Consider the following 20,827-nt stretch of genomic DNA (forward strand, 5'->3'; position numbering starts at 1 on the left):
TGTTTATGGTAATTTAATCAAACTGAGATAATTGTTTCATAGTCATTATCCTGGGGAGGAGAACGACATGTTACGGACGATCACTCTGGGGAGTGCTGTGTCGATTCAGGGGCTATACGTGAGGGCATTGCCCGACGGACGTATCGTCGTGAAAGTGGATGACACAAGCTATACGGGCGCGCCGGTCACCAAAGCGGCCTGATAAGCACTCAAACACACATGAAAAAGGGAACAGCGTTTGCGCTGTTCCCTTTTTTTTTGTTCTGCTGCTTAACTCAGAGTCCGCGTGATTTCCTCGCGCTCGAAAATCTCGATCACATCGTCGGCACGGATATCGTCGTAATTCTCGAACGCCATACCACATTCCTGACCAGACTGAACTTCGGCAACTTCGTCCTTGAAGCGCTTGAGCGTTTTCAGCGTGCCTTCGTGGATCACAACGTTGTCCCGCAGCAAACGCACCCCGGCAGACCGGCGCGCGACGCCTTCCGTCACCAGACAACCGGCAACTTTGCCGACGCCGGTCACCTTGAAGACCTCTTTGATCGTCGCATACCCGATGAAGTTTTCGCGGATTTCTGCGCTGAGTAGGCCGGAAGCCGCCGCTTTCACGTCGTCCACGAGATCGTAGATCACCGAGTAATAGCGGATTTCCACACCTTTCTGGTTAGCCGTGTTCCGTGCAGAAGCATTTGCCCGCACGTTAAAACCCATGATCGGTGCGCCCGATGCTTCGGCCAGACCCACGTCCGTTTCGGTGATGGCGCCAACACCCGAATGCAGCACGCGGACGCGTACTTCATCGTTACCGATCTTTTCCATCGCCTGAACGATCGCCTCGGCAGAACCCTGCACATCCGCTTTGACCAGAATAGGCAACTCGTTGACGTTCTCATCGGCCTTCGCATTTGCCATAAGCTGTTCGAGCGTGGTCGCCGCACCTGCCGCCGCACGTTTGTCTTTCGCCGCATTCGCACGGTATTCGGCGATTTCACGAGCCTGTGCTTCGGTTTCGGTCACGTTCAAGACGTCGCCCGCTTCGGGTGTGCCGTTCAGGCCCAAAACCTCGACGGGCACTGACGGACCGGCTTCCTTCACGCGGTCGCCCTGATCGTTGATCAGCGCACGGACCTTACCGTATTGCTCGCCCACAACGAAGATATCGCCCTGACGCAATGTGCCGTTCTGCACCAGAACAGTCGCCACAGGTCCGCGGCCCACATCCAACTGTGCTTCGATCACAGCACCCTGCGCCGCACGATCCGGGTTAGCCTTCAGCTCCAGGATTTCGGCTTGAAGCGCAATGGCCTCCAGCAACTCATCCAGACCCTGACCGGTGATCGCGGAGACTTCGACGTCCTGCACTTCACCGGACATCTTCTCGACAATAACTTCGTGCTGAAGCAGGTCTGTCCGCACCTTGTCCGGATCAGCTGCCGGGCGGTCAATCTTGTTGATCGCCACGATCATTGGCACTTCTGCCGCCTTCGCATGGTTGATCGCCTCGATGGTCTGCGGCATCACCGCGTCATCCGCAGCCACCACCAGCACAACAATATCTGTCACCTGCGCTCCGCGGGACCGCATTGATGTGAACGCGGCGTGACCGGGCGTATCAAGGAAGCTCAGCAGCTGGCCGCCATCGGTTTTCACCTGATAGGCACCGATGTGTTGCGTGATCCCGCCCGCTTCACCGGCAACAACCTTGGCGTTGCGGATCGCATCGAGCAGCGAAGTTTTACCGTGGTCAACGTGACCCATAATGGTGATGACTGGCGGCCGCGCCTTGAGATCTTTTGCGTCGTCTTCGACTTCCTTGATCACGTCTTCAACGTCCGCATCGGAAACCCGGACCACCTTGTGACCGAATTCCTCAACGATCAGCTCGGCGGTGTCCTGGTCAATGGTCTGGTTCTGCGTGACCATCATGCCGTTGTTCATCAACGCCTTGACGACCTCGCCAACTTTTTCAGACATCCGGTTCGCCAGTTCCGAGACGACAATCGCCTCGGGCACCTGCACATCGCGCATGACCTTTTCACGCTCGACCTGACCACCCATGGCTTTCTGACGAGCACGTTCCTGCTTGCGTTTCATCGCAGCCATGGAGCGTTGCCGCCCGCCTTCGCCGCCACGCAACGCCTGATTAAGCGTCAGCTTGCCGGACCGGCGGTTGTCTTCGCCACCCTTGCCGCGCTTGTTATCGCGGTCACGGTCCTGCTGTTTGCGCGGGGCCGCTTCCGGCGCCTTGGTGCTGGTGGGACGTGCAACAACGGGCTCTTCAACCGGCGCCGCAGCCGCCTTGGCCGCTGCTTCCGCCTCTTCCTTGCGGCGCGCGTCTTCCTCGGCCTTCGCCTTGAGGCTCTCTTCGCGCTCGCGTTCCTGCTGTTCCTTGGCTTCCTGCTCGGCGCGACGACGCTCACGTTCTTCCGCGCGCGCTTTCTCATCGGCTTCCCGTGCGGCCGCCTCTTCGACCTCACGCGCCTTGGCAGCCTGAACGGCCTTCAGGCGGCGGTCCATCTCCGCATCGGAAATACCCGCCGGACGCCGGGACGGATCACCTGTGGCAGCGCCGCCCGATCCGGTTTTACCCGCACCCGGTTTCGGCACCACAACGCGCTTGCGCTTGGTCTCCACCACGACGTTCTTGGTCCGCCCGTGGCTAAAGCTTTGCTTTACGTTGCCCGGACGCGCGCCACCGCCACGCAGACCCAATGTTTTCTTGCCGTCAGTATCGCTCATGAAGCTCGTCTATCCTTTCGAATGGCCGTTGCCACCCTCGTTTTCGCGCACGCCTTTAAGTCGGTTGGCTTCCTCTACAACACGTTGCGTGAGTCCACCAGAGGCGAGCGCCCCATGTATCACAGTTTGACGTCCGAATGCCAAACCCAATTCGTCCGCCGTCAGCCAGCCGATATAATGGCCATAGTGCGGCGTGCTCAATTTCGATTTCCCGCGCCCCGATCCATCCACCGCCTGGATCAGAACCTCTGCCTCTTCCAACTGCAGCCAGCTTTTTACCTTTTCGTATCCGGCAACCGCCTTGCCGGCCTTGCGTTGCAGGGAGATGAGGTCAATCACCCGGCGCGCCAGGTGCCGTTCCACTTCCCCCACCAAATCTTCCGGCACCGTCACCGGTTGTTTTGCGCCACGGGCAAAGAGGCGTTTTTGCACCGCTTTTTCAAGCGCACCCCTGTCCGCCGCTACATAAATCCCGCGCCCGGGCAGTTTGCCAAGAATATCCGGCACAATCTGCCCCTCCGGACCTGCTACAAAGCGGATCAGCCCAAATTTTGGCTGCACCTCGCCCGTGGCAATACACTTGCGGTCTGGACCGTCGGTGCGGTCTTTGGGAGCGCCACCGCGACCCATCAGGTGACCCCGAGGCCTGAAATCAGGCCTCGGTCTCCTCGGCGTCTGCCTCTTCCAGCTCTTCTTCAGCGGCAGCTTCCAGATCGGCGGGATCAACCCAGCCCAACATGACCCGTGCGGTCATGATCAGATCCTGCGCCTCTTCCAGCGAGACATCAAAGGGTTCCAGGACACCGTCATCCTTGACGCGCTCGCCGTCGATGGTTGTCCATCCGCCAGCCAGCTCCCAATCGGCGCAGGTGGCGAAGTCTTCCAGTGTCTTCACATCATCCTTTGCGAGCGCTTCAATCATCTGGGGTGTCAGGCCCTCAAATTCAACCAGACTGTCCTCGACACCCATGCTGCGGGCGTTCTCAAGCGCGGCCTTGTTCTGCGCTTCCAGCACATCGCGGGCCCGGGCCTGCAGTTCGTTCGCGGTGTCTTCGTCCACCCCGTCAATGACCAGCAGTTCATCCAGTTCAACATACGCTACCTCTTCGAGGTTGGTGAACCCTTCGGACACCAGAAGCTGGGCAAAGAACTCGTCCAGATCGAGGTTATCGACAAAGAGCTTGGTGCGCAGCTCGAACTCAGCCTGACGGCGCGCGCTTTCCTGCTCTTCCGTCATGATGTCGATGTCGAGCCCGGTCAGTTGCGACGCTAGACGCACGTTCTGGCCACGACGCCCGATGGCGAGGCTCAGCTGCTCTTCGGGCACCACCACCTCGATCTTGCCCGCTTCCTCGTCCAGAACCACCTTGCTGACTTCCGCAGGTTGCAGCGCGTTCACAAGGAACGTCGGCTGGTCTTCGTTCCACGGGATAATGTCGATCTTTTCGCCCTGCAGCTCGTTCACAACGGCCTGCACGCGGGAGCCGCGCATACCAACACAAGCGCCCACCGGGTCGATGGAGTTGTCATAGGAAATCACCGCGATCTTGGCGCGGGAACCCGGGTCCCGGGCAACCGCCTTGATCTCAATGATGCCGTCATAAATCTCCGGCACTTCCATCTTGAAGAGCTCGGCCATGAATTCCGGTGCCGTGCGGCTCAGGAAAATCTGCGGGCCACGTTGTTCACGCCGGACATCTTTGATGTAGACGCGGATACGGTCGTTGGGGCGGTAGCTTTCGCGTCCGATCTTTTCGTTACGGCGCAGGATCGCCTCGCCCGCGCCCACATCGACGATGACGTTGCCATATTCCTCGCGCTTGACGAGCCCATTGATGATGGTGCCAGCGCGGTCCTTGAATTCCTCGAACTGACGGTCACGCTCGGCTTCGCGCACCTTTTGCAGGATTACCTGTTTGGCAGACTGCGCGGCAATCCGGCCCATCTCGACCGGGGGAACCTCTTCAATGAATTCCTGCCCAACTTCGGGGTTTTCCATGTACTGCTTGGCCTGCTCGACCGTGAATTCGGCCTGATAGTTTTCCAGCTCTTCATCCTCAACCACGGTGCGCACGCGGGTAAAGGTCGCGCGGCCCGTCTTGCGATCAATATGCACACGAATGTCCATCTCGGCGCCGTAGCGGGACTTGGCCGCCCGGGCGAGCGATTCTTCCATCGCCTCGACCACCAGACCGGGGTCGATCATCTTTTCGCGGGCCACGGCCTCGGCGGTTTGCAGCAGTTCAAGCTGGTTTGCAGAAGTAATTGCCATTTATTGGTCTCCCTCAGCGGAATCCTCCGATGACACCTCATCGGAAATTTCGTCAAACTTTGTCTCGTCAATTGCGCCGCTCGCTTTGCGCTGGCGCAGCATTTCCTTGATCAGATCGTCCGTCAGCACCAGTTTCGCATCCGACAGCCAGTCGAATTTCAAACCGATGGTGCCTTCGGCGACATTGATCAGAACTTCGTCGTCCTCAATGCCTGCCAACTCACCCTTAAAGCGGCGGCGGCCGTCAATCATCTCGCCCGTCTCGATCTTGGCCTCATAGCCTTCGAACATCTCGAAGTCCTTGAGCCGTGTCAGCGGACGGTCGATCCCCGGGCTGGACACCTCTAGCGTATATTCGTCGAGAATAGGGTCTTCGACATCGAGAATAGCGCTGACCGCCTGGCTGATCTCGGCGCAATCATCGACCTCGATGCCGCCGTCGGGCTTGTCGGCCATAATCTGCAGGATCGTGGATTTCCCCGACATCAGGCGCACGCGCACCAGCTCAAACCCCATATCCTCGATCACCGGGGTGATGATCTCGGCCATGCGGCGATCAATGGCAGCTTTTGCAATCAGGTCGTTTGTCATCAGTCTTTCAGGCACAAAAAAACGGGCGCGCGGCCCGTATCGTGTTTCGGTGGTGCGTCTGGTTTGGACCCGAACGCGCCGCTGTTACCGCAGGATATACGCGCGCGGACCTGAGTCTGCAACCCCTGATCAGGTCAGCCCATCCACCACCGTTCCGCCGCGCGCAGATTGTCCAAAGGCGCACGGCTGCCAACCATCTGCGGCATGTGCAGATTTAGGGTTGCGGCAGAGGTGACCTGTTTGGAGTCCGGCAGCAGGGCGACATCCGCCACACCCTCCAGCAGCGCCGCTTCGGCCAGATCGACCGCATCGACATAGCCGTCGCGCAAGGCTTCGGCGCGCACCGGCTCGGCGGGCACGGAAACAAGCTCGACGCTGTCAAACCAGCCTGCCGCGCCGTCCTTGTAGTGCTGATCGACACGCTGGCCGATCAACTGCCGACCGGGCAGAAACTTGTGCACCCGGTAGAGACCGGTGCCGATTCCGCCCATAATCGCCTCGGCCATGTGGTTTGACGGGTAGATCACCAGCTCAGGCGCGGACAGACGATATGGGAAGTCCGGATCAGGGTCGGTCAACGTGATCCGGATCTGACGGGCACCTACCGCGTCGATCTCTACGACATCGGACAGGAGGGTGTCTCGATGCAGCGCCAGAGAGGCCAGCACATCTCCCGAGGTAAAGGGAGCGCCGTTGTGAAAGGTGACGCCGGGACGCAGGTCGACGTGCCAGACCCTGGCGTCTGCGCTGCCTTTCCAACGGGCTGCAAGCTCACCCCGCAGGGTCCCGTCGGCACCGACTTCGGTCAGCGTGTCAAACACCATACCCACCATGGCGACCTGCATAAAAAGGCCCTGTGGGAACCGTGTATCAAAGCTGTCCGAGCGCATCGCACCGGACAGCGCCATGCGCAACCGTCCACCGCGCACGGGCGACGGGCCAGCAGATACACCGGTCGCTGCCAGCAGCGCCGCCGCCGCACCGGAAGCAAAAAGCGCCCGCCTGTCGATATGACGCAAGGCCCGACTCATTTGCCGCCAATCCGGTCCATCGTGCGCACCAACTCCGCGCTGATGCCGGGTTCTGACAGGGCATGACCCGCATTGCGCACCATCTTGAGATCGCAATTGTCCCACTTCTGCGCCACGGCATAGGCGCTGTCAGGGGGGCAAATCATATCGTAGCGGCCCTGCACAATCACACCGGGGATATGCGCAATCCGCCCGATATGGGCGAGGATCTGACCATCGAATTCCAGAAATCCATTGTTCGAGAAATAGTGATTCTCGAGCCGGGCAAAAGCCCGCGCATATTCGCCGGGGCTTTCACCGGTGGAGCCTGACGAATGGATCGATGCCAGCGCGTTTTCCCAGGCGGACCATGCCTTGGCATAGCGTGTCTCCAACCCAATATCACCAGAAAACAGACGTCGCCTGTAGGCTTCGATCAGATCGCCGCGTTCGTCTTCAGGGATCAGCGCCGTGAACCGCGCCCAGACTTCGGGCCAGAACTTGCCGGCCCCACCACCATAGAACCAGTCCAGCTCGGCGCGGGTCATCAGGAAAACGCCGCGCAGCACGATATGACGCACATGATCGGGATGCGCCTGCGCATAAATCAGCGCCAGCGTCGCCCCCCAGCTGCCGCCAAAGACGATCCAGTGATCAATGTCCAGCTCATGCCGGATCAGCTCAATATCATCAACAAGATGCCAGGTGGTGTTGTGCGTCACGCTCGCATGCGGACGCGACCGGCCACAGCCCCGCTGGTCAAACAGAATCACCCGGTAGACCTCTGGGTCAAAATACCGCCGCATCGCCGGGCTGCATCCACCACCCGGGCCGCCGTGTAAAACAATCACCGGAATGCCATCCGGGTTACCACATTGCTCCACATAGACCTTATGTCCCTGACCCACGTCGAGCATCCGCTGATCGAAAGGATCGATCGGCGGGTACAGATATTGCACTGCGCGCTTTTGGTCCGAGAATTTGTCCATTACAGGCCTATATAATACGAAAACGCACTTGAGCACATGGAGATCAGAATGCAAGCGCCTCAAACCACGGTTGACCCCTCCGAGATTGCTAAATTCGAGGCGATGGCGGCGGAGTGGTGGGACGAGAACGGCAAGTTCAAGCCGCTGCACATGCTGAACCCCTGCCGGCTCGACTATATCACCACCCAGATCGCCGCCGAATTCGACCGTGATCTGAAGACGCCAGCGCCGTTCAAGGGTCTGCTCATTCTGGATATCGGCTGCGGCGGCGGGCTGCTGGCGGAGCCGATGGCGCGTCTGGGCGCGGATGTTGTGGGGGCTGATGCCGCCGAACGCAACATCCCCGTGGCAAAAATCCACGCGGAACAATCCGGGCTGGTGATCGACTACCGCCACACCACCGCCGAGGATATGGCCGAGGCAGGTGAGCAATTCGACGTCGTCCTGAACATGGAGGTGGTCGAACATGTCGCCTCCCCCATCGACTACCTGATCGCCTGCCGGAAACTTCTGAAACCGGGTGGACTGCACATCTGCTCCACCCTGAACCGCAATCCAAAGTCCTACATGATGGCGATCATCGGCGCGGAGCATGTGATGCGCTGGCTGCCCAAAGGCACGCATGAATGGTCAAAATTCATCACGCCGGATGAACTTTATGACCTGATGCGGCAGGCTGGCCTCGATCCGGTGGATCGCAAAGGGTTCGTCTTCAACCCGCTCACCTGGTCCTGGCGGCTGTCGGACCGGGATCTGAGCGTGAACTACGTGACCGCCAGCCTGAAACCGGCCTAGGTTTCTTCGCCCAGCTGACGGCGCATCTCGCGTAGAATCGGCAACGCCTCGCGCACTTGGGCGTCACCCAGCTTCTCGACCACCTGATTGATCAGCGGCGTAATTGACCCCACCGCATGGTCGCGCGCCTGCCGTCCCGCCGGGCTGATCGCGACCATCTTGCGCCGCGCGTCATCCCAATCGGGCCGAATATGCACGTAACCGGCCCACTCCAGCTTGCTCAAAGTATTGGTCATGGCCCCGCGGGTGACATGGAATGTCTCTGCCAGTTGTGCGGGCGTACGTTCATCCATCGTGCGCGCCAGATGGTTGAGCACCGAAAAATGAGAGATTTCCATGCCCTTCGGCAACACCTTGCTCAGCCGCGCGCGCACCATCTGGTCCGCTGCGAGCACTTCGCTAAAGAGCGCAATCGCCAAGGCATTTCTGTCTTCGTTCATCAGGGTCCATCAAAGGGTCGCGCATTCTCAAGGCTGGGGACGCGGGCCCGAGCCTTGGCCACTTCTCCCATATCGAGGTCCGTGATGTAAACGCCCGGCGTCTCTCCTGCGTCCATTTGGACCTCGCCCCAAGGGGTTACGACCAGAGAATGCCCGTAGGTGCGGCGTGTTTTATGGCCTGCGCTGGCATGCAGCCCGGTCTGTGCCGGAGCCAGCACAAAGCATCCGGTTTCAATGGCACGGGCCCGCAACAGCGTGTGCCAATGTGCGGCACCGGTCACTGGCGAAAACGCCGCTGGAACGGTCAGGATATGCGCCCCCGCATTCGCAAGTGCCGCGTGCAGTTTGGGAAACCGCAGATCATAGCAGATGGTCATTCCAACAGGACCAAAGGCGGTTTCCGCCACAACGGCCTGCGTCCCTGGGCGATACCCTTGCGATTCGCGCCATGTTTCCTCGGGTGTGACATCCACGTCAAACATATGGATTTTATCGTAGCGCGCGACGATCTCGCCACCGGGGTTGATCATGAACGATCGATTGGCAAAGCGACCGTCCGCATCGGTTGTCTTCAGCCCCAGAGAGCCGATCAACACCCAGAGACCCAAGGCCTTGGCCTCTTTGCGCAGGGCTGCCAACGTGATGTCATCCGCCTCAAGCTGCAGCACAGTATTTTGATGCGTCCGACTGGTTGAGACACAATTCGTGACCTCGGGCGTCAGGACAAACTCCGCCCCCTCCGCAGCCGCCTGCCGCAGATACCCGAGCGTACCCTCAAGGTTCGCCACGGGATCTTCAGAGACATTCAGCTGCAGGAGGGCGGTTCTCATGCCGCCAGAAGCGTGTCGAGTTTCCCGGCCCGTTCGAGCGCGTAGAGGTCATCGCAACCGCCCACATGGGTTTCACCCACAAAAATCTGCGGCACCGTGCGCCCGCCATTCGCGCGCTGGATCATCTCCGGCTTGCGGTCCGGGTTCGCCCAGACATCGACCTCGGCGAAGTCGACGCCTTTCTGTTTCAGCAGGCGTTTGGCCGCATGGCAAAAGCCACAGAGCGGCGAGGTATAAATTTCAACGGTTTGCATCCTGGTCTTTCCTCATTGCGCGAAGCGTTGGTGAGGAACTTAGGCATCCTTGACCACGCGTGCCAGTGTTACGACGTATACCGGCCCTGACCCTGCTGCAAGGCAGGCATCCGCAGCTGCCGACAGCGTCGCCCCGGAGGTGAACACATCATCAACGATCAGGACCGGACGGGACACCAGCCGGTGCCTGCGCCGAGGATGCACCGAGATCGCGCCCTTGACGGATGAGAACCGCACTTCCCGCGTCATACCTTCCATCGGCAGCGTACGTTTTTGCCGCTGCAAAAGGTCCGGACAAACGGGTAATCCTACATTTTTTGCAAGGGCTTGGGCCAAAAGTGCAGACTGGTTGTAGCGTCGCTTGACCATCCGCGTCCAATGCAGCGGCACGGGGGCGATGATCATATTGTCCTTGGGCAAATCTGCCATTGCCTGCGCCATCCATTGCGCCGCCGGCTTTGCGATCTCCTGTCGGTCGCCGTGCTTCAGGCCCAGAACCAGCCGCCTGCCGTTATCCTTGTAGATCAACGCTGATCGCCCCTGTTTCCAGGGGCGCGGCGTGCGCATGCAGTCATCACATTTAAGTGTATCCGAGTGATCCTCTCCCGGCAGCGGCGTCCCGCAGCAATCGCAGATCGACCCGCCGATAAAAAGGGTGTCGCGCCAACAGGTCCCGCAAAGACCAAAGTCACTCAGCACCTTGCCGCCACAGCCCAGGCACCGTGGCGGATAGATCATCGAGACCGCTGTTTGAAAACTCAGTTCTGCCACCCTATTGTCCCCTTCATGACTGGCCCAAAAATCCTGACGGACATTCCTGCCCTGCAGCGACATCGCGCGCGCGCCGACGCGCTCTTTCTGCAAGAGGCCGCGGCGGACGAAGTGCAGGATCGCCTCATGATGGTTAACAGGTCGTTTACAGCGCCCGTTGTTGTGACGCCTTTCCCGCAAGTCTGGATCCCAAGACTGCCGAATGCGGTGATCTGCGCAGACAGTGATCGACTGGATTTATCCGAAGCCGCTCACGATCTGGTCATCCACGCGATGGGGCTGCATTGGGCAAACGACCCGGTGGGCCAGCTGATCCAATGCCGCCGCGCTTTGAAACCCGATGGCATGCTGATCATGGCAAGCTTGGGCGGGCAAACACTTGAGCAATTGCGCAGCTGTCTGGGTCAGGCGGAAATCGCGCTGACCGGCGGGCTGTCACCACGCATCGCGCCCATGGGGGAAATCCGCGATCTGGGGGCCTTGCTGCAGCGCGCAGGCCTCGCCCTGCCCGTGGCAGATAGTCTCACCCTGACGGTGGAATACCGCGACGCCTGGCACCTGATGCGGGATCTGCGGGCGATGGGGGAAAGCAATGCGCTGCACGACCGGCACCGGACACCGACGCGGCGCGCTCTTTTTGAAGAGACATCGCGGCTCTATACTGCGCATTACGCCACGGGTGAGGGTCGTATCCCGGCCACGTTCGAAATGGTGTTCCTGACCGGATGGGCGCCGGATGAAAGCCAGCAAAAACCGCTGCGCCCCGGCTCCGCCCGCCAGCGTCTGGCGGATGCGCTGGCAGTCCCTGAAACCCCCCTGCGCGATTGACGCCCGCGTAAAACTGTCTATCTGAGGCGCATACGTGCTGCACAAGGACCATATCATGCTGGACAGCCGCGCCTCCGCGCCCGTGACCGTGCGCCCGGCACATGCCAAAGACGACCATCCCGAGGTCGCAACACCTAAGGTGGGCATTCTGCTTGCGAATCTCGGCACGCCGGACAATTACGATTATTGGTCGATGCGCCGCTATCTGAACGAATTCCTGTCCGACCGCCGGGTGATCGACTACAGCCCGTGGATCTGGCAACCACTTTTGCAGCTGATCATCCTGTCGAAACGTCCGTTTTCCAGCGGTGCCGCCTATAAATCCATCTGGAACGAGTCGGAGGGCGAAAGCCCGCTGATGACCATCACCAAGGCCCAGGCCGCCAAGATCACCGCCGAAATGCATAAACGCCACGGTGACGAAGTGATGGTGGATTTCTGCATGCGCTACGGCAACCCGTCGACCCGGTCAAAGGTGGCCGCAATGACGGCAGCGGGATGTCGGAAAATCCTGTTTTTCCCGCTCTATCCGCACTACGCGGGTGCCACGTCGGCGACGGCAAACGACGAATTCTTTCGCGCGCTGACCTATGAAAAGTGGCAGCCGGTGACCCGCACCGTGGAGCCCTATTTCGATCGAACGGACTATATTGAGGCGCTGGCGCAATCGATTGAGCGGGCCTATGGCCACATGGAAAAGAAACCCGATATCCTGGTCTGTTCCTATCACGGCGTGCCCATCCGCTACCTGATGGAAGGTGATCCCTACCACTGCCAATGCCAGAAAACGACGCGCCTGCTCAAGGAACGTCTGGGCTGGAAAGACACTGAAATCACAACAACATTCCAGTCAAAATTCGGCCCCGAAGAATGGTTGCAGCCCTACACCGTCGAAGAGGTCGCGCGTCTGGCGGAAGCGGGCAAGAAGAATATCGCAGTCTGTGCTCCTGCTTTTTCAGCTGACTGCATCGAGACACTCGAAGAGATCAATGAAGAGATCAAGGAGAGTTTTGAGGAAGCGGGGGGCGAAACCTTCACCTATATTCCCTGCCTCAACGATGACCGGGCCCATATCGAAGCTCTATCGAATGTGATCGATGACAATCTCAAGGGATGGATCGACTGACGTCGTCTCATCACTCTTTTAAACGTAAAAAAGGCGGTGCAAAACACACCGCCTTTTTAAACTGAAGTACTGAATTTCCGATTAGGAAATGGCAGCAGCAACAATGATCAGAAGCAGGATCGGCAGAAGAACGCCGGAAGACGAGCTTTCTGCTTCTTGAACCACAACTGGTGCTTCAACGACTGGCTCTGCAAGCGAACCTGCGTATGCTGTCGATGCGGCGGCTGTCAGAGCAGCGGCGAGAACGAGTTTTTTCATATCATAACCTCCAGAATCGGCGAGCCACGCAAAGCGATAGCACGCACCCAAGACTTACCTCGTGATTGTTGGTAAAGCATCATAACGTGATGTTTGCAAACTGGATTCCCCCGCCGCCCAACAGATCAAGGTTAATGTCGTCAAATTAGCAACACTTGCGTACCGACCTTGGTTAGCCCGAAAAGCTCAGCGATATGCTCGTTGTAAAGACCGATGCAGCCATTCGAGGATTGCCGCCCGATTTTGCGTGTATCGTGCGTTCCGTGGATACGGTAGTAGGTCCAGCTGAGGTAAAGTGCGTGTGTTCCCATCGGGTTATCGGGACCGGGCCCGATGTATTCCGGCCATTCCGGATTGCGCTTGAGCATGGAGGGTGTCGGGCGCCAGCTGGGGCCTTCGACTTTGCGCACGACTTTCGTGCGTCCACGCCGCGTCAACTCTTCGGTCAGCGGGACACTTGACGGATACAGCTTGTAGAAGCTTTCATCTTCGGCCCAGTAATGCAGGGCGCGACTATCGATATCCACCAATACGGCGCCGTTTTTCAGGTTAGAGAAATAGGGGCGCCAGTCCAGTGTGCGAAAGCTGGAAATATTCCGGCGCACAACCTCACTCAGATCGCGCTCGCCCTGCGTGGTCGCAGCCGAATTCACGGAAGAGGCGTCCTGCGCAATCGCAGGCGTGGCCAACATGGCTGCGCTGCCAGCCAGGAAGGACCGGCGGCTTGGGGACTTGAAACGTTTAACAGACATCGGATGCCTCCATATGCACGAAAGACAAGGAATTTCGCGCAGTTTATTGCGCGAAAGTCGCAGTCGCAAATCAAACACTTGTCATCTGAACTTCATGCCCTGATGTGCGTTTGAATTACAACGCATTGCAAGATATGCGGTAAAGCAACGCTTAAGGAGTGCAAAATGATCCGCCTGATTTCGATTTTTCTCGTGCTGGGGTTAACATTGGCGGCCTGCGCGCCCGGTCCGGTGGTCACCGGTGGCGCGGATGCACCCCAACTTTACCGAATCGGTCGCGGGGATACGGGCAAAATCCAATTTCGCATGTTGGACTCCGTGAACGCGCTGCGCAGCGCCTCCGGCCAGGCCCCCCTCGAACTTGATCCCAAGCTGAATGCGGCCGCCGCGACCCATTCTCGCGACATGTCCATCCAAAACCGTCCATGGCATTTTGGCTCCGATGGATCCTCGCCAATTGATCGGGTTCAGCGCGTGGGATACCCCGGCGTTCTCATCGGCGAGAACATATCAGAGACATACGAATCCGAACTGGAAACACTGGCGGCCTGGATGGAAAAACCGGATACGCGCCGCGTGATCCTGTCACCGAATGCAACCCAGATGGGGTTTTCGTGGTTTCAGGAAAACAATGGTAAAATCTGGTGGACGCTGGTCACCGGCAGTACGATTCCCGGTGCCGGCCCAGTCTGACCGTCAGGCGTTCAGGGAGATCAGCGTGTTATCACGCACCATCGCATAAATCTCTTCCATCTCATCGTTGGTGACGGAGATACATCCCCAAGTCCAATCCTTGTCATCTCGCTTGAACGGGTTTTTCTGACCGTGGATAAAGATGTCACCCCCCGGAGATTTCCCCAGGGCCTTGGCCAAGGCGACATCATTTACATTCGGGTAAGAGATCCCCAATGACAGGTGAAACTGAGAGTTCGGATTGCGGCGGTCGATGCGGTAGACACCTTCCGGCGTTTTGCCGTCGCCTTCGATCTGCTTGTGACCAATCGGTGCAAATCCCAGATTGATGTCATAGCTTTTCAGTAACGCGTCGTGATGCAAAAGATGCATCCGACGCTGGCCCTTATTGACCACGACATAGGTGACCTCCGGCCCATCGTACCGGCGAAACTTTGAACTGCCTGCACATCCACCCAACGCCATGGCGGCGACCGTGGTGATCATCAAATCTCTGCGACGCATTTTCTGCTGTCCCGTTTGTCTTTTCGACATTCTGCTCTTGTGGCACGATTATCATGGAAAATCGGTTAAACCACCTCACAAATTTGTCAGGTGTCCGATTTTTTCGCCAGTTGTTTTTCGATTGCAATCAAACGGGTGAGTACTTCGTCACGGTAAGCGTCGGTCACCGCGCCCGCCTCTTCCTGATGCGCGTCCTGCATGGAGTTCACGATCAGACCCACGAGCAGGTTCACCACGGCAAAGGTCGTGATCATGATGAAGGGCACGAAGAACACCCAGGCATAAGGGTAGACTTCCATCACCGGGCGCACGATGCCCATGGACCAGCTCTCCAATGTCATGATCTGGAACAGGGTATACCCGCTCAGCGCCAGCGAGCCGAACCAGTCGGGGAAGCTGGCGGCAAAAAGCTTGGTCGCGATCACCGCGCCAATGTAGAAAATGATCGCCATCAACACAAAGACGCTCGCCATGCCCGGCAGCGCAGTGACAAACCCCTCGACCACGCGGCGCAGGCGCGGCGCGACTGAGATGACCCGCAGCACCCGCAAAATCCGCAAGGCCCGCAGCACCGACATGGTCTGTGATCCCGGGATCAGCGCGGCAGTCACGATGGCGAAATCAAAGAGGTTCCAGCCGCTTTTGAAAAACCGCTTCCCCCGCGCGAAAATCTTCAACAGAAGCTCTGCGATGAAAAATCCCAGACAGGCCGTATCGAGCGCGACGATCAACGTGCCCGCCTGCGCCATCAGGGTTGGCGACGTCTCCATCCCCAACAGGATCGCATTGAAAATGATCACCCCCATCACAAGGTTGATCACCCAGGTCTGATCCAGCCAGACATCCAGTTTTTGGCGCAACGTCATCGATCTCTCCTCAAGAGCTATCCGCGCATATGGGGGGCGGTGAAGCTGGCGGCAAGCTCTACATGCGCCGACCAGCGGAATTGATCGACCACTTGTACCCAATCAAGCGTAAAGCCCGCGTTTAGCAGGACCTTCGCATCTCTGGCGAAACTCACCGGGTTGCAGGACACGTAGGCGATGCGAAGGGTCGTTGTCTTTGCCAGTTCAATGACCTGCGCCTCGGCCCCCGCGCGCGGCGGGTCCAGCACAATCGCCTGTGCCTTTGTCATCTCGTCCGGCAAGAGCGGCCGCCGGAACAGGTCGCGCACTTCGGACGTGACCCGTTTCAGCCCTTTGGCCTTGCGCCATCCCTGATCCAGTGCCGCGATCATCTCGGACGCGCCCTCCACCGCATGCACTTCAGCGGTCCGCGCCAGGGGCAAGGCGAAAGTCCCGCACCCTGCAAAGAGATCAATGATCCGCGTGGCCCCGTCGGTGATCTCCCGCACGGCGGCCAGCAGTGCTGCCTCTCCATGGGCCGTGGCCTGCAAAAAGGCGCCGGGTGGCGGCGTGATGTCGATACTGTCCAGACTATGCACCGGCGGGGTGCGCATGGCGACAACCTCACCCGACCATGCAAGCCGTGCCAACCCCATCTGATCGCAGATCGCCGCCAGTTGCTGGCGCAAGGGTCCGTCCAGCGGTTTGCCATTACTGACCGCCACGTCGAGGCCGGTTTTGGTTGTCGTGATCATGACGGAAAGTGGCGTTTTGCGGCTCGCCCCTGCGGTGGCCAGCGTTTCCGCCACCTGCATCCCGTCCAGCACCTCCGGTGCCACCAATTTACAATCCGGAATGGCCACAATGGTATCAGACGCGCGCCCGTGGAACCCGGCCAAGGCCCCCTTCTTGGTGCGCCGCGCGGCAAAGCCCGCGCGTCTGCGGGACTGGGCGGGCGACGTCTGGATCGGCCTGAAAACAGTCTCTAACCCTTGCGCTTCCAGCGCGCGACGCACCACATCGACCTTCCATTCTGCCACAAAATCATCATCCGCATGCTGCAGCTGGCAGCCGCCGCAGGATTTGAATTGGCGGCAGGGAGGGGCGACCCGGCGGTCAGATGGGGTCAGGACCTTCACATCCTGCAAGGTAGACCCCTCCAACTGCCCGGTGACCGTTTCCCCCGGCAGGGTCAGAGGTGCAAAGAAGGGACCCTCGGCCACGCCATCGCCCTGCAGACCCAAATGCTTGATCACGAATTCCGTCATGCCGCCTGCCTTACGGCAGGATCGACCGGCACAAAAGCCCCTATTCCGCCGCTTGCGTTCGGATGAACCCACCCGATTGCCGGTCCCAATACTGCGCGTAGAGCCCACCCTTGGCCAGCAATTCCTCGTGGCTGCCATTCTCGACGATCTGCCCGTCATCCATGACGATGATCCGGTCCATTTCCGTGAGCGTCGACAGGCGGTGCGCGATGGCCAGAACCGTCTTGCCGTCCATCACCCGCTCAAGTGCGGCCTGAATCGCGGCCTCAACCTCGCTGTCCAGCGCGCTTGTCGCTTCGTCCAGCACCAGAATCGGCGCGTCCTTGAGAATCGCTCGCGCCAGGGCGATGCGCTGTCGTTGCCCGCCCGAAAGCTTAACGCCGCGCTCGCCCAGATGCGCGTCATAGCCGGTGCGCCCCCGGTGATCGACCAGATCGACAATGAAATCATGCGCTTCGGCTTTCTTCGCCGCTTCGATCACCGCGTCCTCACCCACGTCAGGCCGCCCGTAGATGATATTGTCCAGCGCGGAGCGGTTGAACATGGCCGTTTCCTGCGTGACCATCCCGATGTTGCGGCGCAGGCTTTCCTGCGTCACGGCGGTAATCTCCTGCCCGTCGATCTCGATGGCACCCTCTTCGGCATCGTAGAGCCGCAGGAGCAGCGCCACCAACGTCGATTTACCCACACCGGAGGCGCCAACGATCCCCAGCTTTTCGCCGGGCTTAATGGTCAGGTTAATGTCCCGCACCCCGCCGGTATCCCGCCCGTAGGCAAAGCCGATATCGCGCAGCACGATCTGCCCGTCAGGCACCTGAAGAGCACTGGCCTCGGGGTCATCCTCGACACGATTGCGCGGGGTCAGCGTGCGAATGCCGTCTTCGATCTCGCCGATGTTGGAGTAGATCGCCATCAGCGTGAAACTGACCCAACCGGTCATCTGCGCGATGCGGATGGCAACCGCACCTGCCGCCACGATATCCCCCTGGCTCGCCTGCCCCGATTGCCAGAGCAGGATCGTGCCGCCCAGCAGGAGCACGGGAAGCAACCCGGCCAGCGTCATCAGCGAAAACCGAAAGCCTGCAGCGAGGTATCCGAATTCCAAAGCCCGCGCACGAAAGGTCTGCATCGCGCCAAGGGCGGCGCGGTCTTCGTGATCCGCATGGGCAAAAAGCTTGACCGTCTTGATGTTGGTGATCGTGTCCACCACCTGGCCCGAGACCATCGCCCGGGCCCCCGCCCGACCGGCGGAGCGTTTGCGGACGCGTGGCAGGAACCAGTTGATCATGGCAAAGTAAAGCACCAACCAGACGGCAAACCCCAGCGCGACGCGCAGGTCAATCGCCAGCAGCAACAGCACCGACCCGGCCAGCGAGGCCAGCGCAAAGGCCACGACGTTGATGGCTTCGGACACGACATCCGTCACAGCGCGTGCTGCCTGCATCTGCTTCTGCGCGATCCGGCCTGCGAAATCATCGTCGAAAAATCCGACCGTCTGTCCCAGCGTCCAGCGATGCAGCCGCGACAGGACCAGCGGATTCACATTGGGCTGCACGATGATCGCGTTGGCCGAGGCGGAAAGACCAAAGAATATCGGCCGCGCCACCATGAAAAACGCCACCGCCGCGACGATCATCCCGATGTTCCGACCGTCAAAAAACGCCTCTGGCCCAGCGCTCGCCGTGGCATCAATGACAAGGCCCAGGATCAACGCCGTGCCCGCCTCCATCGCCCCGGCGGCGGCGGAGAGGAAGGCGGCGAGCCAGAGCGCAGGCCAGGACCCGCTAAGGCACCACCGCATGAAGGCGCCAAGCGTCTGTGGCGGTGGGCCTTCCGCAGGCCGGAAGGCGTCAATCCAGTCTGATATCTTCACGACGCCTCCTCAATGGCCAGAAATCCGCCCGACTGCCGGGCCCAGAAGTCTGCATATAGTCCGCCTTGGGCCAAAAGCGCGTCATGGCTGCCATCTTCGACAATGCGCCCCTGATCAAGCACCAGAATCCGGTCCATCTGGGCAATGGTCGACAGGCGGTGGGCAATGGCGATCACGGTTTTGCCCTTCATCATGCCATAGAGCGTATCCTGAATTGCCGCCTCCACTTCGCTGTCGAGCGCGCTTGTCGCCTCATCCAGCAGCAGGATCGGCGCATTTTTCAGAATGACCCGCGCCAGCGTGACCCGCTGCCGCTGACCACCCGACAGTTTCACGCCGCGCTCGCCCACCTGCGCGTCATAGCCCCGGCGGCCCTGCGGGTCCTCCAGATCGAGAATGAACTCATGCGCCTGCGCCTGCCGGGCGGCAGAATACATGTCCTCTTCGGTCGCATCCACACGTCCGTAGAGGATGTTGTCCCGGACCGAACGATGGAGAAGCGAGCTGTCCTGTTGCACCATGCCAATCGCCAGACGCAACGTGTCCTGCTGAACCTTGGTGACGTCCTGACCATCGATCAGGATTTGCCCTCTCTCGGGGTCATAGAACCGCAGCAGCAGCTTCACCAGCGTCGATTTCCCGGCACCGGACCGGCCCACGAGGCCGATTTTCTCGCCCCGCCGGATGGTCAGATCGATGCCGTCCAACCCGCCGGACTCGCGCCCATAGTGGTGCGACAACCCTTTGACCTCGATGGTGCCATCGGTCAGTTTCAGCGGTGTCGCGTGCTCATCATCGGTCAGGGTCACGGGCTGCGCGATGGTCTCCATCCCCTCGGACACCACGCCCAACTCGCGGAAAAATGTGGTCAGCGCCCACATGATCCAGCCCGTCATGGCGTTCAGCCGCAGGGTCAGCGCCGTGGCCGCTGCAACAACGCCCACACTCGCCGTCCCCTGCATCCACAGCAGGATGGCCCAGCCCACAACGCCAACGATCAGCACACCGTTGAGCAGCACCAGCGACACATCCATGAGGGTGAAAATCCGCATCTCGACCTGGAAGGTTTTGCGCGTCTCCTCGATGGCTTCCTTGGCGTAGTCCAGCTCCTGTTCATGATGGGCGAACATCTTCACCGAATGAATGTTGGTATATGCGTCAACCACACGCCCGGTCACAACCGACCGCGCGTTGGAGGCCGCCTGCGAGGCCGGACCCACCCGCTTGATGGTCCACCGCAGCAACAGGCCGTAAAGCAGGAACCACCCCAGCAGCGGGATCAGCAGCCGTGGGTCCGAAGATGACAACAGGATCGCCGCCCCCAGAAGATAGGCCAGCGAGAAGGAAATCGCGTCAAAGACCTGAAAGACAACTTCACCCGCGGCGGACGGTGTCTGCATGATCCGGTTGGCGATCCGTCCGGCGAAGTCGTTCTCGAACCAGCCCACTGATTGCCGCAACACCTGCCGATGTGCTCGCCAGCGGATCATCGTGCCGAAATTCGGCAGAATCGCGTTGTTCAGCAGCAAGACATCCAGCGCCTGCAACAGAGGCCGCGCGGTCAGGATGAAAATGGCCATGAGAATCAACTCAGTGCCATAGGTTTCCCAGACGGTTTCGGGCGCACCCTCCAGCACGTCGACGACGCGGCCCATGTAGAAGATCAGGCTGATCTCAATCGCGGCCACAATGACCGACATGATGCCTGCCCAGACAAAGACCTTTTTGAACGGCTGGGCGTATTGCAGCATGAACGGCCACAACGTCTGCGGTGGGGTATTTGTCTCTGTATAGGGGCAATAGGGGTCTACAAGACGTTCAAAGAAACGGAACATAGTGGGGGCCTTCGTCGGAAATTTCGAAATGATCGGGCGCTGCGGTGCAGGCCTTCAGGAGCGTGGTTATGACAAAGTCAGGTGAACCAAATCCCACGATACATTTCGTATTCCTCCGTCTTGATGAATTGGTATGTACAAAAGAAGTCGC

General features: G+C 59.6%; 22 protein-coding genes. 5 read left to right on the top strand and 17 right to left on the bottom strand.

Annotated features, from left to right (window positions below):
- Positions 1-67: 67 nt before the first annotated feature.
- A complete protein-coding gene (locus Q1A52_RS04375) occupies positions 68-202 on the top strand; it encodes a hypothetical protein (RefSeq protein WP_268247480.1) in 135 nt (44 codons plus the stop codon).
- A 68-nt stretch (positions 203-270) separates the two neighbouring features.
- Here Q1A52_RS04375 and infB read toward each other — a convergent pair whose 3' ends face one another.
- The 6 genes from infB to pip all read right to left on the bottom strand — a co-directional run bounded on the left by infB (position 271) and on the right by pip (position 7,604).
- Positions 271-2,742, bottom strand: coding sequence for a translation initiation factor IF-2 (infB, locus tag Q1A52_RS04380; protein ID WP_300011352.1), 2,472 nt, complete (start codon positions 2,740-2,742; stop codon positions 271-273).
- Between the two features lie 9 nt (positions 2,743-2,751).
- Positions 2,752-3,372 carry an RNA-binding protein gene (locus tag Q1A52_RS04385; RefSeq protein WP_300011354.1) on the bottom strand — a complete coding sequence of 207 codons (621 nt, stop codon included), beginning with the start codon at positions 3,370-3,372 and terminating at the stop codon, positions 2,752-2,754.
- A 22-nt stretch (positions 3,373-3,394) separates the two neighbouring features.
- Positions 3,395-5,014 (bottom strand): transcription termination factor NusA, encoded by a 1,620-nt coding sequence (nusA, locus tag Q1A52_RS04390; RefSeq protein WP_300011357.1) that lies wholly within the window; start codon positions 5,012-5,014, stop codon positions 3,395-3,397.
- Entirely contained in the window at positions 5,015-5,605 is a 591-nt protein-coding gene (gene rimP, locus Q1A52_RS04395) for a ribosome maturation factor RimP (RefSeq protein ID WP_300011360.1), read from the bottom strand. It lies immediately after the preceding gene.
- Positions 5,606-5,739: 134 nt separating this feature from the next.
- A complete protein-coding gene (locus Q1A52_RS04400; protein WP_300011363.1) occupies positions 5,740-6,636 on the bottom strand; it encodes an ABC transporter substrate-binding protein in 897 nt (298 codons plus the stop codon).
- Entirely contained in the window at positions 6,633-7,604 is a 972-nt protein-coding gene (gene pip / locus Q1A52_RS04405) for a prolyl aminopeptidase (RefSeq protein WP_300011366.1), read from the bottom strand. Before pip ends, Q1A52_RS04400 begins: the two co-directional genes overlap by 4 nt.
- A 48-nt stretch (positions 7,605-7,652) precedes the next feature.
- On the opposite strand from pip, the gene ubiG reads away from it, so the two are divergent.
- Positions 7,653-8,399, top strand: a complete 747-nt coding sequence (gene ubiG / locus Q1A52_RS04410) for a bifunctional 2-polyprenyl-6-hydroxyphenol methylase/3-demethylubiquinol 3-O-methyltransferase UbiG (protein WP_300011369.1) — start codon at positions 7,653-7,655, stop codon at positions 8,397-8,399.
- On the opposite strand, the gene Q1A52_RS04415 is transcribed toward ubiG, so the two are convergent.
- Genes Q1A52_RS04415 through Q1A52_RS04430 form a run of 4 tightly spaced genes read right to left on the bottom strand, consistent with a single transcriptional unit; the run spans position 8,396 to position 10,694 of the window.
- A complete protein-coding gene (locus tag Q1A52_RS04415; RefSeq protein WP_300011372.1) occupies positions 8,396-8,839 on the bottom strand; it encodes a MarR family winged helix-turn-helix transcriptional regulator in 444 nt (147 codons plus the stop codon). The genes ubiG and Q1A52_RS04415 overlap by 4 nt on opposite strands.
- Positions 8,839-9,669 carry a carbon-nitrogen hydrolase family protein gene (locus Q1A52_RS04420; protein ID WP_300011374.1) on the bottom strand — a complete coding sequence of 277 codons (831 nt, stop codon included), beginning with the start codon at positions 9,667-9,669 and terminating at the stop codon, positions 8,839-8,841. Before Q1A52_RS04420 ends, Q1A52_RS04415 begins: the two co-directional genes overlap by 1 nt.
- Positions 9,666-9,923, bottom strand: coding sequence for a glutaredoxin 3 (gene grxC / locus Q1A52_RS04425; protein ID WP_195821000.1), 258 nt, complete (start codon positions 9,921-9,923; stop codon positions 9,666-9,668). Before grxC ends, Q1A52_RS04420 begins: the two co-directional genes overlap by 4 nt.
- Before the next feature lie 39 nt (positions 9,924-9,962).
- Entirely contained in the window at positions 9,963-10,694 is a 732-nt protein-coding gene (locus Q1A52_RS04430) for a ComF family protein (RefSeq protein ID WP_300011379.1), read from the bottom strand.
- A gap of 15 nt (positions 10,695-10,709) precedes the next feature.
- Here Q1A52_RS04430 and Q1A52_RS04435 point away from each other — a divergent pair, with 15 nt between their 5' ends.
- Together Q1A52_RS04435 and hemH are read left to right on the top strand one after the other, a co-directional pair.
- Positions 10,710-11,522 (top strand): methyltransferase domain-containing protein, encoded by an 813-nt coding sequence (locus tag Q1A52_RS04435; RefSeq protein ID WP_300011382.1) that lies wholly within the window; start codon positions 10,710-10,712, stop codon positions 11,520-11,522.
- Positions 11,523-11,577: 55 nt separating this feature from the next.
- Positions 11,578-12,648 carry a ferrochelatase gene (hemH, locus tag Q1A52_RS04440; protein WP_300011385.1) on the top strand — a complete coding sequence of 357 codons (1,071 nt, stop codon included), beginning with the start codon at positions 11,578-11,580 and terminating at the stop codon, positions 12,646-12,648.
- Positions 12,649-12,729: 81 nt separating this feature from the next.
- Here the strand turns inward: hemH and Q1A52_RS04445 are convergent, their stop codons facing one another.
- On the bottom strand, positions 12,730-12,906 hold the full coding sequence (locus Q1A52_RS04445; protein WP_299780050.1) for a hypothetical protein: 177 nt from the start codon (positions 12,904-12,906) through the stop codon (positions 12,730-12,732).
- A gap of 140 nt (positions 12,907-13,046) precedes the next feature.
- A complete protein-coding gene (locus Q1A52_RS04450) occupies positions 13,047-13,658 on the bottom strand; it encodes a L,D-transpeptidase (RefSeq protein ID WP_300011388.1) in 612 nt (203 codons plus the stop codon).
- Positions 13,659-13,823: 165 nt separating this feature from the next.
- Between Q1A52_RS04450 and Q1A52_RS04455 the strand changes: the two genes are divergently transcribed.
- Positions 13,824-14,351 carry a CAP domain-containing protein gene (locus tag Q1A52_RS04455; RefSeq protein WP_300011391.1) on the top strand — a complete coding sequence of 176 codons (528 nt, stop codon included), beginning with the start codon at positions 13,824-13,826 and terminating at the stop codon, positions 14,349-14,351.
- 3 nt (positions 14,352-14,354) lie between these two features.
- On the opposite strand, the gene Q1A52_RS04460 is transcribed toward Q1A52_RS04455, so the two are convergent.
- The 5 genes from Q1A52_RS04460 to Q1A52_RS04480 all read right to left on the bottom strand — a co-directional run bounded on the left by Q1A52_RS04460 (position 14,355) and on the right by Q1A52_RS04480 (position 20,676).
- Positions 14,355-14,855, bottom strand: a complete 501-nt coding sequence (locus tag Q1A52_RS04460; RefSeq protein WP_300011394.1) for a L,D-transpeptidase family protein — start codon at positions 14,853-14,855, stop codon at positions 14,355-14,357.
- Between the two features lie 86 nt (positions 14,856-14,941).
- Positions 14,942-15,721, bottom strand: a complete 780-nt coding sequence (locus tag Q1A52_RS04465; RefSeq protein WP_300011397.1) for an ion transporter — start codon at positions 15,719-15,721, stop codon at positions 14,942-14,944.
- A 17-nt stretch (positions 15,722-15,738) separates the two neighbouring features.
- Entirely contained in the window at positions 15,739-16,968 is a 1,230-nt protein-coding gene (locus tag Q1A52_RS04470) for a class I SAM-dependent RNA methyltransferase (protein WP_300011400.1), read from the bottom strand.
- 40 nt (positions 16,969-17,008) lie between these two features.
- Positions 17,009-18,841, bottom strand: coding sequence for an ABC transporter ATP-binding protein (locus Q1A52_RS04475; protein ID WP_300011403.1), 1,833 nt, complete (start codon positions 18,839-18,841; stop codon positions 17,009-17,011).
- Positions 18,838-20,676, bottom strand: coding sequence for an ABC transporter ATP-binding protein (locus Q1A52_RS04480; protein ID WP_300011406.1), 1,839 nt, complete (start codon positions 20,674-20,676; stop codon positions 18,838-18,840). Before Q1A52_RS04480 ends, Q1A52_RS04475 begins: the two co-directional genes overlap by 4 nt.
- Positions 20,677-20,827: the final 151 nt, after the last annotated feature.

It is taken from the genome of uncultured Roseobacter sp. (assembly GCF_947488185.1).
Classification (GTDB): Bacteria; Pseudomonadota; Alphaproteobacteria; order Rhodobacterales; family Rhodobacteraceae; genus Roseobacter.